This is a genomic window from Streptomyces antimicrobicus (assembly GCF_020532625.1).
GTDB classification, from domain to species: domain Bacteria; phylum Actinomycetota; class Actinomycetes; order Streptomycetales; family Streptomycetaceae; genus Streptomyces; species Streptomyces antimicrobicus.
The window spans coordinates 77,664-92,133 of sequence record NZ_JAJAUY010000006.1 but is presented as its reverse complement, the minus strand read 5'-3'; the positions used below and the strand labels follow the sequence as shown (position 1 = coordinate 92,133).

Below are 14,470 nucleotides of genomic sequence, written 5' to 3'. Positions count from 1 at the left end.
CCCCCCCCCCCCCCCCCCCCCCCCCCCCCCCCCCCCCCCCCCCCCCCCCCCCCCCCCCCCCCCCCCCCCCCCCCGCCCCCCCCCCCCCCCCCCCCCCACACCCCCGTCCCGCAGCGACCCGCGGCCCGCCCACCTCGGCCCGCCCACCTCCACCCGCCCCGCCCCCCGATCCCCCGAACCCCCGTCGTGCCCGCCCTGTCGGTCCGGCCGGGCACAATGGCCGCATGACAGCGCTCGCCCCCAGCACCCTGACCGTCGGGTTCGACCTGGACATGACCCTCATCGACTCCCGCCCGGGCATCAAGGCCGCCTACGAGGCGCTGTCGGCGGAGACGGGCGCGTTCATCGACGCCGCCCAGGCGGTCACCCGGCTCGGGCCGCCGCTGGAGGAGGAGCTGGCGTACTGGTTCCCCGAGCAGCACATCCCGGAGATGGCCGACCGCTACCGCGCCCTCTACCCCGACCACGCCATCGCCCCGACCCCGGCCATGCCCGGCGCCCGCGCGGCCGTCGACGCGGTCCGCGCCCTCGGCGGGCGGGCCATCGTGGTGACCGCCAAGCACGAGCCGAACGCCAAGCTCCACCTGGCCCACCTCGACATCGCGCCGGACGCGGTCATCGGCTGGCTGTGGGCGGAGGCGAAGGCCGGCGCGCTGCGCGAGTACGGCGCCCAGGTCTACGTCGGCGACCACGTGGGTGACGTCCGCGGCGCCCGGGCGGCGGGAGCCCTCTCGGTGGCGGTGGCGACGGGCCCGTGCCCCGAGCCGGAACTGCGCGAGGCCGGCGCGGACGTCGTCCTGCCCGACCTGACCGCCCTGCCGGCCTGGTTGGAGACCTACGTCGCCGACCAGAGCCGCGCCTGACCCCGGCGGGCCCCGCCTGAGCCACGGCCGGCCCAGCCCGCCCGCCCCAGGCCCCCGCCCCGCCGGAGCCCGGCCCGCGTCCTCAGCCCTGGGAGGCCCGGGCCTCCCGCCGCTGCGCGGCGATCCCGCGCAGCACCCCGGCGGCCGAGACGGCGAAGCCGACGCCCATGAGCATGCAGACCGCCCAGGCGTACGACGGGAACGGGTCCACGTCCAGGAAGAGCGGCGCCATGGTCACCAGGGTGGCGATCGCGCCGATCAGGAACACGATCCCACCGGCCCGGACCAATGCGTCGCCGGGCCGTGCTTCGTCGGTGCGAGGAGTAGCAGTCACCTCACCAGGGTAGTTCCCTGGCCGAAGCGTCCCGCAAGGAAGGACCGGGGGACGTCTTGTCAGGCGCTCCGGGACCATTAGCCTGGAGGTGGCGGGTCACGGATGACCCGCTGCACTGCTATCCGGAGCCGTTCATGGGCACCACCGGACGGCGATTCGGATCCGACGAGCACAAGGACAGAGGACGGACGTGCCTACCGGCAAGGTCAAGTGGTTCAACAGCGAGAAGGGCTTCGGCTTTCTCTCCCGGGACGACGGCGGTGATGTCTTCGTCCACTCCTCCGTGCTCCCTTCCGGGGTCGACGCCCTCAAGCCCGGCCAGCGTGTCGAGTTCGGTGTCGTCGCGGGTCAGCGCGGTGACCAGGCGCTTTCGGTGACCGTTCTGGACCCGACGCCCTCGGTCGCGGCCGCCCAGCGCCGCAAGCCCGACGAGCTCGCCTCGATCGTGCAGGACCTGACGACCCTGCTGGAGAACATCACGCCCATGCTGGAGCGGGGCCGCTACCCCGACAAGGCGGCGGGCGCCAAGATCGCGGGCCTGCTGCGCGCGGTCGCGGACCAGCTCGACGTCTGAGCCGACGGCCGTACGGCCGGACGCCCGGTCAAGCAGCCGCGCCCCCTCACTCGAAAGAGCGAGGGGGCGCGGCTGTTCGTATCGACGAGCCGGGAAGGGGCGCAGGTCGCGCAGGGGCGAAGGTGTGCAGAGGCCCAGAGGCCCAGAGGCCCAGAGGCGCAGAGGCGCAGGGCGCAGGCGCTCAGCCCCCTCAAGGAAAGGCGAGCGCCTCCGGAGCGACGGCCGGAACCAGCCCCTCGGCCGCCGCCCGGGTGAGCAGCCCGCGCACCGCCGCGTAGCCGCTCTCGCCGAGCTCGGCCGTGAACTCGTTGACGTACAGCCCGATGTGCTGGTCCGCCACCGCCGGGGCCAGCTCCTGCGCGTGCGCCCGTACGTAGGGCCGCGAGGCCTCCGGGTCGTCCCAGGCCATCCGTACCGACGTACGGGCGGCCTCGGCCAGCGCGCGCAGGGTCTCGGGCCCCAGCGAGCGCTTGGCGACGATCGCGCCGAGCGGGATCGGCAGACCGGTCGTGTCCTCCCAGTGCTCGCCCATGTCGGCCAGCTTGTGCAGGCCGTAGTCCTGATAGGTGAACCGGGCCTCGTGGATGACCAGCCCGGCGTCCACCCGGCCGTCGCGCACCGCCGGCATGATCTCGTGGAACGGCAGCACGACCACCTCGCCCACCGGCTCCGCCAGTACGTCCGCCGCCCACAGCCGGAACAGCAGGTACGCGGTGGAGCGCTCGCTCGGCACCGCCACCGTCCTGCCGGCCAGGTCCAGTCCGGGCTCCCGGCTCAGCACCAGCGGTCCGCAGCCGCGCCCCAGCGCGCCGCCGCAGGGCAGCAGCGCGTACTCGTCGAGCACCCAGGGCAGGACCGCGTACGACACCTTCAGCACGTCGAGCTCACCGCGCTCGGCCATGCCGTTGGTGACGTCGATGTCGGCGAAGGTCACGTCGAGCGCGGGCGCGCCCGGCACGCGGCCGTGCGCCCAGGCGTCGAAGACGAACGTGTCGTTGGGGCAGGGCGAGTAGGCGATCCGCAGCGGCTCACCGTTGTGCATGGCGTTCTCCCCAGTTCGCGAGGACGGGCCCCAGCGCGCGGAAGCCCGCGGTCAGGGCCGCGAGCGCGTCCCCGATCCGCCAGGCGGACCGGTCGCGCGGACCCACGGCGTTGGACACGGCCCGGATCTCCAGCACGGGCAGCCGGTGCGCGGCGGCGGCCTCCGCCACCCCGAAGCCCTCCATGGCCTCGGCCCCGGCCAGCGGGTGCCGGGCGGCGAGTTCGGCGGCGCGCGCCGCGGTGCCGGTGACGGTGGAGACGGTCAGCACGGGCGCGAGCAGCGCGCCGGTGGCCTCCGCGGCCCGGGCGGCGAGCTCGGCGGGCGGCAGGTGCACGTCGGTGCCGAATCCGAGGGCGCGGACCCCGACGAAGCCCTCGTCGGTCTGCGCGCCCAGGTCGGCGGCGACGACGGCGCCGGCGACCACGAGGGAGCCGACCGGGGCGGCCGGCTGGAAGCCGCCGCCGATGCCGGCGGAGATCACCAGCTCGTAGTCGGCCAGGGCCAGGGCGGTCGCCGCCCCGGCCGCGGCGGCGGCCGGTCCCACGCCGCCGGCCAGGACGTCGACGGCGAGGCCCGGAAGGTCACGCCGCAGGAGGGCGTGGGACGGGTCGAGACGGCGCGGCTCGGGTGCCGGGGTGTCCGGATGAGGGGTCAGACCGGCGACGACGGAGTCGGCCTCCGCCGTCACCGCGGTCACGACGAGCGCGCGCACGGGGGATTACTTGCGCTTGAGGTTGAAGGACCAGATCGCGATGGGCTTGCCGCTCTCGCCGAACTGAGCGATGTGCACGGGCACCTCGCTCGGGGCCTCGGCCTGGCCGCCGGTGGCGAACGGGTTCATGCCCCGGAAGCTCTGGTACGTGTTGTCGGTGAGCTCGCCGAGCGACTGGGTGCCGGCCACGGCCAGCCACTTCTTGCCGCCCTCGACGATCTCCGGCTCCACGCCCAGGCGCAGGGTGTCGCCCGAGCGGTAGTCGACGGACTTGATGTCCTTGCTGTCGGGGCTGAGGCACTTCTCCAGCTGCGCGGCCGAGAGCTCCTTGGCGTCACCCTCCGGCAGGCAGGTGGCCTCGGCGGAGACCGACGAGGTGCCGACCGTCACGGTCGCCAGCGGCGTCGGCTTGTCGCAGGCGGACAGGACGAGGAGGCCGGCGGACACGGCTCCGAGGGCCGCGACGCTGCGGCGGCCCCTACCCGAGAAAAGCGGTGCGGTCATGAGCCGAAGGCTATCGGGCCACCCGCCCACCCCGCCGCACGGGGTGCCCACGCCCCGCCGTGGACCACCCCGGCTGGCCTCGGACGACGCACCGGGCCAGGACGTATCTGCGCGCACCACCCCGTACCGGACGCCGCCACCCCGGTCCCGTCCCGGACGCCGCCACCCGGAGTCCCCGGACCCGTACCGGACGCCGCCACCCCGAGCCCCCGGCCCCGCCCCGCTCGGGCGCCCCGCCCCGCTCAGGCCACCCTGGGCCGGCTCCGGCCCGGTCCGCCGTGGCGGGTGGCGGACAGCAGGCCCCGTACGGCCACGGCGGTGCCCGCCGCGACGATCGCGGCGGCCACGCACATCCCGACCACCCCGTTCAGCGGCAGCGAGATCCCGATGGCCCCGCCCGCCACCCACGCCATCTGCAGCAGGGTCTCCGACCGGGCGAACGCCGAGGTCCGCACCTCCTCCGGGACGTCCCGCTGGATCATCGCGTCCAGCGACAACTTGGCCAGCGCCTGGCAGAACCCGGCCGTGGCCGCCAGCACCGCCATGAACAGCCCCGAGAAGAACACCGCCGCGAGCACCGCGACCCCGAGGGTCGACGCCAGCACCGCCGCCACGATCGCCTCCGGCGCCCGCGCCCGCAGCCAGGCCCCGACGGCGGTGCCGCAGGCGTTGCCGGTGCCGGCCGCCACGCCCACGATCCCCAGCGAGACGGCCGCGCTCTGCCCGGCCAGCGGATGCTCGCGCAGCAGGAAGGCCAGGAAGAAGATCAGGAACCCGGACAGGCCGCGCATGGCGGCGTTGGCCAGCAGCCCGCACAGCACCGACGGCCCCACGGTCCGCAACCCGGGCCGCCGCCCCCGCTGCTCCCGCCCCCGCGCCTCCCGCCCCCCTGAACGCAGGACCGCCCCCCGTCCCGTTCCCGGCCCCCGCACCGCCGGCTCGTGCGTGGACAGCCGGGCCCGGCGCTCCCCCTTGGCGTCGTCCACCTTGTGGGGGAGCGTGAACGCCGCGAACGTCCCCCACAGGAACACCGCGCACGCCCCGTACAGCGGCCACGGCGGCCCGATCAGGTGCAGCAGCGCCCCCATCGGCGCCGCCGCCCCGGTGGCCAGCAGACCGGCCAGCGTCACCCGGGAGTTCGCCTTGACGAGTGAGAACTTCGGCGGCAGCAGCCGCGGCACCACCGCGCTGCGCACCACGCCGTACGCCTTGGACGCCACCAGCACGCCCAGCGCCGCCGGATACAGCTCCAGCCCGCCCGTGGCGACCGCGCCCGACATCATCAGCGCCAGCAGCGCCCGGGCCAGCATCGCCCCGGCCATCGCGGCCCGCCGCCCGTGCGGCAACCGGTCCAGCAGCGGTCCGATCACCGGGGCCAGCAGGGTGAACGGGGCCATGGTGACGGCCAGGTACAGCGCCACCCGGCCGCGTGCCTCGTCCGTGGGGACCGAGAAGAAGACCGTCGAGGCGAGCGCGACCGTGATCATGACGTCCCCGGCGCCGTTGATCGCGTGCAGCTCGATCAGCTTGCCCAGGCCCGACTCGCCGGCGCCGTGCGCGTGCGTGGCCCGCCGGATCCCGCGCGCCGCACCGGTCACGGGCTGGCGCACGGCACGGCCCACCGCCCGGCCGGCCCGCACGGCGCGGCCCGCTCCGTCGTCGGACGACCGTACGGGTGCCACCCGGCCATAGTGCCCCAGGAGGGGCCCGCCGACCCCGGTCCGGCATGCCCGGCGGTCCGCGAATCGGACGTGCATGTGGGCCCAGGGCCGGTAACGAGGTAGCGTGCGTAGCGCGCCACCGGCGGTTGCTCTTGGCCGCGCGCCCTTCGCGATCCTGGACAATGGATCGTAGGAGTGTGTGCCCGAGGCCGATCGGGTGCGGACGTCGACGCGGCCCTCTGGTCCGCTCCGCCCGCGCCACGTGTCGACAGGACCGACGGGTCGTTCAGGACGACAAGTACGGACGGCGCACTCGTGAGACGGCGTAGGAGAGAACGAGACAGTGAGTGCTGCGACGACGCGAAGCCGTACCCCGCGTACCCCTGACCGCCTGTGCGCCGAGGCGGTAGAACTCGCCCGCGCGGCGGCGGAGGAAGCCGCCGCCCCCGGCGTGGTGGGCGAGCACGTGTCCGTGGTCGCCGAGGGTGACCGGGTCGTGACCCACTTCTTCGAGTGCAAGGAGCCGGGCTACCGCGGCTGGCGCTGGGCCGTCACCGTCGCCCGCGCTTCCCGCGCCAAGGTCGTCACCCTCGACGAAACGGTGCTGCTGCCCGGCCCCGACGCGCTGCTGGCCCCCGAGTGGGTGCCGTGGAGCGAGCGGCTGCGCCCGGGCGACCTGGGACCGGGCGACCTGCTGCCCACCGACGCCGAGGACCTGCGGCTGGAGCCGGGCTGGACCGGCGAGGACGCGCCGCCGCCGAACTCGGTGGTCTCCGAGGAGATGGCCGAGCTGGTCGAGGCCGAGGACGCCGACGTCACCGACCGGGTGGTCGTCCCCGAGCGCGGTTCGATCAGCGCGGTCGCCGAGGAGCTCGGCATGCGCCGGGCCCGGGTGCTCTCCCGCTACGGCCTGCACACCGCCGCCGACCGCTGGGACGAGGCCTTCGGCGCCAAGACGCCGATGGCGCAGGCCGCGCCCGCCTCGTGCGTCTCCTGCGGCTTCCTGGTGCGGATCGGCGGCTCGCTGGGGCAGGCCTTCGGTGTCTGCGCCAACGAGTTCGGCCCGGCCGACGGCCGGCTGGTCTCCCTGTCGTACGGCTGCGGCGGCCACTCCGAGGCCGCGGTCATGCCGAAGCCGCCGCGGCCGGCGCCGCCGGTGCTCGACTCGATGGGCGCGGACGAGTTCCCGCTGCGCCCGGCCCCCGACACCGGCTCGGTGCCGCTGGCCGACCTGCCGTCGGCGGACCTCGGCCACTCGTAGGCCGTCCGCCCGCCCCGCCACGGGCGGCGGGGCGCAGGGTTCCGGTTGTTGCGCAGACCCGAACCATGAGGGGTCTATGGCCGGAAGTGCTCGCTACGGGACATTCGAGGGGCGGACCGGGGGTCCGCACGGTACCCGCCCCCACCCCTCAGCGAGGCACCCATGACATTGCCCGACCCGTCCGTCGCGGCCGAGATCACCCATGTCCTGGTCGGCTACAGCCCCGTGATGCTCGGCAAGCTCGACGCGGCCCTGCTGGCCGGTTCCGTACTGGTCGTCGAGGAGCCCGAGGTCATCGCCGCACGCGGCATCGAGGACCTGGTCGGACGGCACCGCTGCGTGGGCGCGCTGGTCGCCGCGCCCAGCCAGGACGAGGAGCACCCGCAGCGCGTCGTGGCCGCCGTGCCGCGCCCGCCGCGCGTGCGCGCCGTCGTCCCCGTCGTCGAGTACGGCGTGGTGGCCGCGGCCGCGCTCGCCGAGGCCTGGGGCCTGCCCGGGGCCGGCCCGAAGGCCGCCCGGGTGCTGCGCGACAAGGCGCTGCTGCGTGAGACCGTGGCCGGCACCGACCTCGCCCAGCCGGCCTGGGCCAGAGCCCGAAGACCGCAGGACGTCGAGGACTTCCGGGCCCGGTACGGCGGCGCCTGCGTGCTCAAGCCCGCGGCCCGGCAGGCCAGCCTCGGCGTCCAGCTGCTCGACGCCGGCGACGACACGGCCGCCGCCTGGGCGCACACCACCACCGCCGACGAGGCGACCCTGCGCGCCGGGTACCCGGACGGCGGCTACCTCGTCGAACAGCGCCTGCGAGGGCCCGAGGTGAGCGTCGAGGCGGTCGTCCACGACGGCGTCGTCGGCTTCACCAACATCACCGCCAAGCTCGTCCAGGACTCCCGCCACCCCGTGGAGGTGGGGCACACCGTGCCCGCCGCGCTGCCCGAGGGGACCTCCGAGGCGCTGCGCGGCGCCGTACAGGTCCTGGTGGACGCCACCGGCTTCCGTTCCGGCGTCCTCCATTCGGAGTGGATCCTCGACGGTGGCCGCCCCCACCTGGTCGAGTGCGCGGGCCGGCTCCCCGGCGGCGGGATCACCGTCCTGATCGACCTCGCGTACACCACCGACATCCTGGCCGACCTGCTCGGCGTCCTGGACGCCGACGACCCCCGCCCGGCGCCGCCGCGGCGGGCCTCCGCGGGCGCGGCCGTACGGTTCCTGACCGCGCCGGCCGGCCTGGTCACCGACGTGCACGGCGCCGCCGAGGCCCGTACCGCGCCCGGGGTCCACGAGCTGCACCTCGCGGTCGCCCCCGGGCACACCGTGGAGCCCGTCACCAGCTCCTGGCAGCGGGCCGGGTTCGTCATCGCCACCGGGGCGCACGCGGCGGAGGCCGCCCGGCGGGCCGAGTACGCCGCCTCGCGGGTGACGCTGCGCACGGTGGCCGAGGGCGGGGCCGAGCGGTGAGCTCCCCGTCCCCCTCGTCCCCGTCCCCCTCGTCGTCCTCGTCCCCGTCCCCGGCGACGCCCTCCACCCCGCCCCCGGGCTCCGCGCCCCGGCGGCGGATCACGCTCGCCGACTACGTCCCCGCCACCCCGGCCGGGCGCACCTTCGCCCTGACCACCCTGATCAACGCCGTCGGCACCGGCCTGTTCCTCGCCGGCTCCACCGTGTTCTTCATCCGGTCCGTCGGGCTGACGGCCGCTCAGATCGGCGCCGGGCTCGCGGTGTCGGGGATCGTCGGCTTCCTCGCCACCGTCCCGATCGGCGCGCTCAGCGACCGGATCGGCGCCCGGCGGACCCTGGTCGGGCTCCAGCTGTGGCGGGCCGCCTTCTTCGTGGCGCTGGCCTTCGTGCACGGGCCGCTCGGGTTCACCCTCGTCGCCTCCTGCCTGGCGGCGGCCGAGGGCGCCACCATGCCGATGACCCAGGCCGTGGCGGCGGACACGACCGAGGCGTCCGACCGCACCCGGACCATGGCGATCGTCCGTACCGTCCGCAACATCGGCTTCTCGCTCGGCGCGCTCCTCGCCGCTCCGCTGCTGTCCGCCGACAGCGTCTGGGCCTACCGGGGGATCGTCGTCGGCACCGCCGCCGCGTTCGTGGCGTCCGCCGTCATGCTCGCCCTGCTCAGGCCCGCCCGGCGCAGCGCCGCGCAGCGCAAGGTGGCGCCGCTGACCGCCCTCAAGGGCTTCCGCGACTGGCGCTACCTGGCCCTGGCCGGACTCAACGGGGTGCTCAACCTGCACACCACCGTGCTGTCGGTCGGCCTGCCGCTGTGGGCGGTCCAGGCGACCGGGGTGCCCGCCGGGTTCGTCCCCGTGCTCGTGCTCGGCAACACCGTGCTGTCGATCGTGCTGCAGGTGCCCGTCTCCAAGGGCGCCGAACGGCCCGGTGGCGCGGCCCGGGCGCTGCGGCTGGCCGGGATCGCGCTGGCCGGCTGCGCCGTCGCCCTGGCCCTGGCCGGTGAGGGGCTCTCGCCGCTGGCCGCGGGCGCCCTGCTGCTGGTCGCCTGCGCGGCGCTGACGTTCGGTGAGATGTGGCAGGCCGTCGGCGGCTGGGACCTGTCCTACGCCTTCGCGCCCGAGGACCGCCGCGGGATCTACCTGTCGGTCTTCAGTCTCGGCAACACCGGCCAGCGGATCGTCGGCCCCGCCCTGGTCACCGGCGTGGTCGTGGCCGCCGGCCCGGCCGGCTGGATCGGGCTGGGCGTGGTCTTCTGCCTGGCCGCCGCCCTGGTCACCCCCGTCGTCCGGGCCCTGGAAGGGCAGCAGCCCGCCCCCTCCCTCGTCGTGAGCGAAAGGACAGTTTCGTGAAGGATCTCCTGGTGGTCGGTGTCGGCACGATGGGACGGCCCTACGTCGACGCCGCCCAGCGGCTCGGGGTCCGGGTGCGGGCGGTGGAGTCCGAGGCCCTGCTGGCCCACGGGCCGGCCGATCCGGACGTCACGTACTACCCCGTCGCCGGCGGCCTGGACGAGACCTGGCAGTCGGGGGTGACCCGGGCGATCACCGAACGCGCCCCCGACGGCGTCCTCGCCTTCGCCGAGGCGCACGTCCTCGCGGGCGCCCTGGCCCAGGACCGCCTGGGCCTGCCCGGCCCGTCCCTGCACGCGGCCGTCGTCTCCCGCAACAAGGCCCTGCAGCGCACCGGTTTCGGCGCCTACGGGGTCCCGCAGCCGGACTTCCTGCTCGCCCCGCGGCTGGCCGCCGCCCGGCAGTGGATGCTGGAGCGGCTGCCGGTCGTGGTCAAGCCGCTCACCCTCGGCGGCAGCGAGGGCGTCGAGCTGGTCACCGACCCGGCCGGGGTGGAGGACGTGATCGCCCGCCGGGGCGACGAGGGCAAGATCCTGGTCGAGGAGGCCGTGCAGGGGCCGGAGTACAGCTGGGAGGCGCTCGTCCACGAGGGGGAGGTGCTCTTCCGGAACGTCACCGAGAAGGAGACCACCGCCCCGCCGTACTTCGTGGAGCTCTCCCACCGCTGCGGCCACCGCTTCACCGACCCGGCCGTCGCCGCCCAGGTCGACGCGCTGACCACCGGAGTGCTGCGGGGCCTGGGCATGCGGACCGGGCTGGTCCACCTGGAGTTCCGGCTCGGCGTGGACGGGCCGCGGCTGATGGAGGTCGCCGTCCGCACCCCCGGGGACTACCTCGCCGAGGCGGTCGGCCTGACGTACGGGTTCGACCTGCACGAGGCCGTGGTCCGGCTCGCGCTCGGGCTGCCGCTGGGCGACCTGGTGCGCACCGAGCCGGTGGCGTACGCGGCGACGTACTTCCCCACCTGCGCGCCCGGCACCGTCCGCGCCGTCCACGGGGTGGAGGAGGTCACCGCCCACCCGGACGTGGTCCGGGTCCGGCTGCGCAAGGGGCCCGGGGACACCGTGGGCCCGCTGACCTCGTCCTCGCAGAGGCTCGGGCACGTGCTGGTGCGCTCGGGGTCGCCGCAGGAGCGCGAGGAGGCGCTGAAGTTCGTCGCGGACCGGCTGCGGATCGAGGTGTGAGGGAGGGGGCCGGTCCGGTGAACCAGGGTTGCGCGAGGGCCGTGTTGCCGTCAGAGTCCACTCCCGGGACCGACGCAAGGAGACCTCATGGCCGACCAGACGACCCGCCGCACCGTGCTCGCCGCCGGTGCCGCGACCCTCGCCGGGACCGCGCTCAGCGGCTGCGGGGGCGAGCAGACCCCCAAGGAGCAGCAGGGCGCGGGCACCGCGGCCCCGCCGCAGGCGGCCGGCTCGCCGCAGGCCGCCGCCTCGCCCGAGGCGGCGGCGGGCGCCAAGCAGACCCTGGGCGCGGTGGCCGACATCCCGGTCGGCGGCGGCAAGGTGTTCAAGGAGCAGAAGGTGGTGGTCACGCAGCCCAAGGCCGGTGAGTTCAAGGCGTTCTCGGCGGTCTGCACGCACCAGGGCTGCGCCGTCAGCTCGGTGAAGGACGGTCACATCGTGTGCCCCTGCCACCAGAGCCTGTTCAAGGTGGCCGACGGCTCGGTGGCCGGCGGCCCGGCCACCCGTCCGCTGCCCGCCGCGAAGATCACCGTCGACGGCGGCACGATCACGCTGGCCTAGGGTCTGTCTTTCGGATCACGCCGCGAGCCCGGCCTGATCCGCCAGGACAGGCCCTAGTCGGCTCCGCTCCTCCCGCGGCGGGTCAGGCGGCGGGCGCCGAACAGCAGGGCCGCCAGCCCCGCCAGCGCCAGCCCGCCCACGGTGAGGTTCCCGGTGTCCGAGCCGGCCCCCGCCGCGCCGCCCGGCGTGCCCGCCGCGGCGGGGGCGGGGGCCGGCCGGCCCGGCTGCTGCGAGGCGCCGGCGGACGGGACCGGGACCGCCAGCACCCGGCTGTTCTCGCCCTCCGCCCCGAACAGCAGGGTCCGCCCGTCCGGCGCGTACGTCACCGACTCGGCCTGGCCCTGCCACGGTGCGTCCACCCGTTCGCCCTCGCCCTGCGGGCGGCCGTCGCGCCAGGGGTACGTACGGGCCAGCAGGTAGCCGCGCAGGGTCAGGTGGGTGCCGTCCGGGGAGAACGCCCCGTCCGTCACCCACGGCACCTCCGCGATCCGCCGGAAGACGTTGCTGCCGCCGGTGCTCAGCTGCTCGGGGCCTTCGTAGAGGCCGCCGCCGTTCTGGTTCTTGCTGGCGATGTAGACCCGGCCGGTCACCGGATGGACCATCAGGGACTCGGCGTCGCGCGGCCCGTCCTCGTAGCGCACGGTGAACTTCGTCGCCTTGACCGTACGGTCGCCGAGCGTGTCCGGCTCCGGGAAGCGGTAGATCCACACGCGGTCCCAGGTGCCGCCCCGGTTGTCGCCGATGTCGCCCACGTAGAGCTGCCCGTCCGGGCCGAGCGAGACCGCCTCCACGTCCCGGGGGACCCCGATCCCGGTCAGCGTGATCCGGGCGACCGTCCGCCCGGTGGCCGCGTCCACGCCGTAGACGTAGGGGCCGTCGTCGCTGTCGTTGTGCGTCCAGTACACCCCCGGGTGCCGCTTGCTGGCCGCCAGGCCGCTGGACTCCTTGATCCGGGGATCGGCGATCGTGAACGAGGACACGCTCTGCGGCGTCTCCGCGGCGACCGCGACGGCCCCGGCCCCGGCCGGGAACAGGACCAGCGGGACGGCGACGAGAACGGAACTCAGCGAGAACGGGCGCATGCCTCCAGCCTGCCAGGCGCCCCGCCCAAGATCGGCGTGTCCGGCATCACAGCGGCGCGCCCCGGCGGATCCGCGATGATGGCCCGATGCGTTTCATGTTCGTCGGCGATTCCATGACCATCGGGCGCGCCGGCGACTACACCTGGCGCTACCGGATGTGGCAGCACCTGAGGTCCACCTTCGGCGGGCCGTTCCAGATCGTCGGCCCGCGCAGCGCCCTCTACGACCTGCACGCCGAGGCGCCGGTCAGCCAGGACTACGCCGATCCGGGGTTCCCCGACAAGGCCCGGCGGCATCTGGCCGGGTGGGGCGAGGGGTGGCAGCACATGGCGCCCGTCATCGGTGAGGCGGTGGCCGGGCACCGGCCTGACGTGCTGCTGATCTCCCTCGGCCTGATCGACCTGGGGTTCTACACGCTGGCCGACGAGACCGCCGCGAACGCGCGCCGCTTCGTGGCCGCCGCGCGGTCGGCCCGGCCGGGGATCCGGATGGTGCTCCTCCCGGTCGTGCCCAACGTCCGCGCCGAGAGCGACGCGGCGTTCGCCGCCGAATGCGCCCGGTTCAACGAGCTGCTGGCCAAGGCCGTCGCCGACCTCGACACGGACGCCTCGCCGATCCTGCTCGGTGCCCGGCCGCGGGGGTACGACATCCATCGCGACACCTACGACGGGACCCATCCGAACGCCGCCGGGGAGCACCGGCTGGCCGGCGAGTTCGCCGCCGTGCTGCACCAGGCCTGGGGCATCGGGGGGCCGTACCGGGGGAGCGACGGGTCGTAGCGGGCCGGTGGCGGGCCGGTGGGGTCGGTAAGGGGACGCTACGGCAACACGCCTGCCCCGCAGGGGCCTTGCCTGGAGTGCGCTCCAAGCAGTTGGCTGGTGACCCATGGAGTACACGCAGCTCGGACGCACTGGTCTCAAGGTCAGCCGACTCGTCCTCGGCACGATGAACTTCGGCCCCCAGACGGGGGAGGCCGACAGCCACGCCCTCATGGACGCCGCGCTCGACGCGGGCATCAATTTCTTCGACACCGCCAACGTCTACGGGTGGGGCGCCGACAAGGGCCGCACCGAGGAGATCATCGGCAGCTGGTTCGCCCAAGGAGGCCGCCGCCGCGACAAGGTGGTGCTGGCCACCAAGGTCTACGCCAACATGGCCCCCGAGGGCGAGAGCTGGCCGAACTACGACCGGCTCTCGGCGCTGAACATCCGGCGCGCGGTGGACGCCAGCCTCCGGCGGCTGGGCACCGACCACATCGACCTCTACCAGTTCCACCACGTCGACCGGAACACCCCGTTCGAGGAGATCTGGCAGGCGATCGACGTCCTGGTGCAGCAGGGCAAGATCCTTTACGCCGGGTCGTCGAACTTCCCCGGCTGGAAGATCGCGCAGGCCAACGAGACCGCCGCCCGGACCGGCCGGCTCGGGCTGGTCAGCGAGCAGTGCCTGTACAACCTCGCCGAGCGGCGGGCCGAGCTGGAGACCATCCCGGCGGCCCAGGAGTACGGGCTCGGCGTCATCCCCTGGTCCCCGCTGCACGGCGGACTGCTGGGCGGGGCGATCCGCAAGGCGGCGGCCTCGGGCCGCTCGGCCACCGGCCGCTCCGCCGACGCCCTGGCCAACACGGCGGTCCGGGCGCAGGTGCAGGCGTACGAGGACCTGCTGGACAAGCACGGGCTGGAGCCGGGCGAGGTGGCGCTGGCCTGGCTGCTGACGCGGCCGGGGATCACCGGACCGATCGTGGGCCCGCGGACGGCCGAACAGCTGGAGTCCGCGCTGCGGGCGGTGGAGCTGGAGCTGCCGGCGGAGCTGCTGGCCGGGCTGGACGAGATCTTCCCCGGCCCGGGGCCCGCGCCGGAGGCCTTCGCCTGGTGACACCGGGGCGCCC

Annotated in this window: 15 protein-coding genes; 9 read left to right on the top strand and 6 right to left on the bottom strand. The window is 75.2% G+C overall.

What is annotated here, in order from left to right; genetic code table 11:
- Window positions 1-224 precede the first annotated feature (224 nt).
- Window positions 225-863 carry an HAD family hydrolase gene (locus tag LG632_RS03035; protein ID WP_226724853.1) on the top strand — a complete coding sequence of 213 codons (639 nt, stop codon included), beginning with the start codon at window positions 225-227 and terminating at the stop codon, window positions 861-863.
- Between the two features lie 82 nt (window positions 864-945).
- On the opposite strand, the gene LG632_RS03030 is transcribed toward LG632_RS03035, so the two are convergent.
- Complete coding sequence (locus LG632_RS03030) at window positions 946-1,197, bottom strand: hypothetical protein (RefSeq protein WP_226724851.1); 252 nt, start codon at window positions 1,195-1,197, stop codon at window positions 946-948.
- A 190-nt stretch (window positions 1,198-1,387) separates the two neighbouring features.
- Between LG632_RS03030 and LG632_RS30445 the strand changes: the two genes are divergently transcribed.
- Window positions 1,388-1,771, top strand: coding sequence for a cold-shock protein (locus tag LG632_RS30445; RefSeq protein ID WP_308107843.1), 384 nt, complete (start codon window positions 1,388-1,390; stop codon window positions 1,769-1,771).
- A gap of 190 nt (window positions 1,772-1,961) precedes the next feature.
- Here the strand turns inward: LG632_RS30445 and LG632_RS03020 are convergent, their stop codons facing one another.
- From LG632_RS03020 to LG632_RS03005, 4 genes are all read right to left on the bottom strand, one after another.
- Window positions 1,962-2,813, bottom strand: coding sequence for a 1,4-dihydroxy-6-naphtoate synthase (locus LG632_RS03020; RefSeq protein WP_226724849.1), 852 nt, complete (start codon window positions 2,811-2,813; stop codon window positions 1,962-1,964).
- Window positions 2,800-3,525, bottom strand: coding sequence for a futalosine hydrolase (locus LG632_RS03015; RefSeq protein WP_226724847.1), 726 nt, complete (start codon window positions 3,523-3,525; stop codon window positions 2,800-2,802). Before LG632_RS03015 ends, LG632_RS03020 begins: the two co-directional genes overlap by 14 nt.
- Window positions 3,526-3,531: 6 nt before the next feature.
- A complete protein-coding gene (locus LG632_RS03010; RefSeq protein WP_226724845.1) occupies window positions 3,532-4,029 on the bottom strand; it encodes a DUF2771 domain-containing protein in 498 nt (165 codons plus the stop codon).
- A gap of 242 nt (window positions 4,030-4,271) precedes the next feature.
- Complete coding sequence (locus tag LG632_RS03005; protein WP_374203385.1) at window positions 4,272-5,711, bottom strand: MFS transporter; 1,440 nt, start codon at window positions 5,709-5,711, stop codon at window positions 4,272-4,274.
- A gap of 322 nt (window positions 5,712-6,033) precedes the next feature.
- Between LG632_RS03005 and LG632_RS03000 the strand changes: the two genes are divergently transcribed.
- From LG632_RS03000 to LG632_RS02980, 5 genes are all read left to right on the top strand, one after another.
- Window positions 6,034-6,951: a DUF3027 domain-containing protein gene (locus LG632_RS03000; RefSeq protein ID WP_226724842.1), complete on the top strand. Its 918-nt coding sequence runs from the start codon at window positions 6,034-6,036 to the stop codon at window positions 6,949-6,951.
- A gap of 162 nt (window positions 6,952-7,113) precedes the next feature.
- Entirely contained in the window at window positions 7,114-8,406 is a 1,293-nt protein-coding gene (locus tag LG632_RS02995) for an ATP-grasp domain-containing protein (protein ID WP_226724840.1), read from the top strand.
- Window positions 8,403-9,755, top strand: a complete 1,353-nt coding sequence (locus tag LG632_RS02990; protein WP_226724838.1) for an MFS transporter — start codon at window positions 8,403-8,405, stop codon at window positions 9,753-9,755. The genes LG632_RS02995 and LG632_RS02990 overlap by 4 nt, the downstream gene beginning before the upstream one ends.
- Window positions 9,752-10,939 carry an ATP-grasp domain-containing protein gene (locus tag LG632_RS02985; RefSeq protein WP_226724836.1) on the top strand — a complete coding sequence of 396 codons (1,188 nt, stop codon included), beginning with the start codon at window positions 9,752-9,754 and terminating at the stop codon, window positions 10,937-10,939. Before LG632_RS02990 ends, LG632_RS02985 begins: the two co-directional genes overlap by 4 nt.
- An 87-nt stretch (window positions 10,940-11,026) precedes the next feature.
- Window positions 11,027-11,500, top strand: a complete 474-nt coding sequence (locus tag LG632_RS02980) for a Rieske (2Fe-2S) protein (protein WP_226724834.1) — start codon at window positions 11,027-11,029, stop codon at window positions 11,498-11,500.
- Between the two features lie 53 nt (window positions 11,501-11,553).
- Here the strand turns inward: LG632_RS02980 and LG632_RS02975 are convergent, their stop codons facing one another.
- On the bottom strand, window positions 11,554-12,582 hold the full coding sequence (locus tag LG632_RS02975) for a WD40 repeat domain-containing protein (RefSeq protein WP_226724833.1): 1,029 nt from the start codon (window positions 12,580-12,582) through the stop codon (window positions 11,554-11,556).
- Between the two features lie 86 nt (window positions 12,583-12,668).
- Here LG632_RS02975 and LG632_RS02970 point away from each other — a divergent pair, with 86 nt between their 5' ends.
- Window positions 12,669-13,361 (top strand): GDSL-type esterase/lipase family protein, encoded by a 693-nt coding sequence (locus LG632_RS02970; protein WP_226724830.1) that lies wholly within the window; start codon window positions 12,669-12,671, stop codon window positions 13,359-13,361.
- A gap of 106 nt (window positions 13,362-13,467) precedes the next feature.
- Window positions 13,468-14,457, top strand: a complete 990-nt coding sequence (locus tag LG632_RS02965) for an aldo/keto reductase (protein ID WP_226724828.1) — start codon at window positions 13,468-13,470, stop codon at window positions 14,455-14,457.
- Window positions 14,458-14,470 lie beyond the last annotated feature (13 nt).

What these genes read in the sequence shown, in the direction of transcription:
- LG632_RS03035 (WP_226724853.1), top strand. Translation starts at nt 225, where the DNA reads ATGACAGCGCTCGCCCCCAGCACCCTGACCGTCGGGTTCGACCTGGAC.
- LG632_RS03020 (WP_226724849.1), bottom strand. Translation starts at nt 2,813, where the DNA reads ATGCACAACGGTGAGCCGCTGCGGATCGCCTACTCGCCCTGCCCCAAC.
- LG632_RS03010 (WP_226724845.1), bottom strand. Translation starts at nt 4,029, where the DNA reads ATGACCGCACCGCTTTTCTCGGGTAGGGGCCGCCGCAGCGTCGCGGCC.
- LG632_RS02995 (WP_226724840.1), top strand. Translation starts at nt 7,114, where the DNA reads ATGACATTGCCCGACCCGTCCGTCGCGGCCGAGATCACCCATGTCCTG.
- LG632_RS02980 (WP_226724834.1), top strand. Translation starts at nt 11,027, where the DNA reads ATGGCCGACCAGACGACCCGCCGCACCGTGCTCGCCGCCGGTGCCGCG.
- LG632_RS02975 (WP_226724833.1), bottom strand. Translation starts at nt 12,582, where the DNA reads ATGCGCCCGTTCTCGCTGAGTTCCGTTCTCGTCGCCGTCCCGCTGGTC.
- LG632_RS02970 (WP_226724830.1), top strand. Translation starts at nt 12,669, where the DNA reads ATGCGTTTCATGTTCGTCGGCGATTCCATGACCATCGGGCGCGCCGGC.
- LG632_RS02965 (WP_226724828.1), top strand. Translation starts at nt 13,468, where the DNA reads ATGGAGTACACGCAGCTCGGACGCACTGGTCTCAAGGTCAGCCGACTC.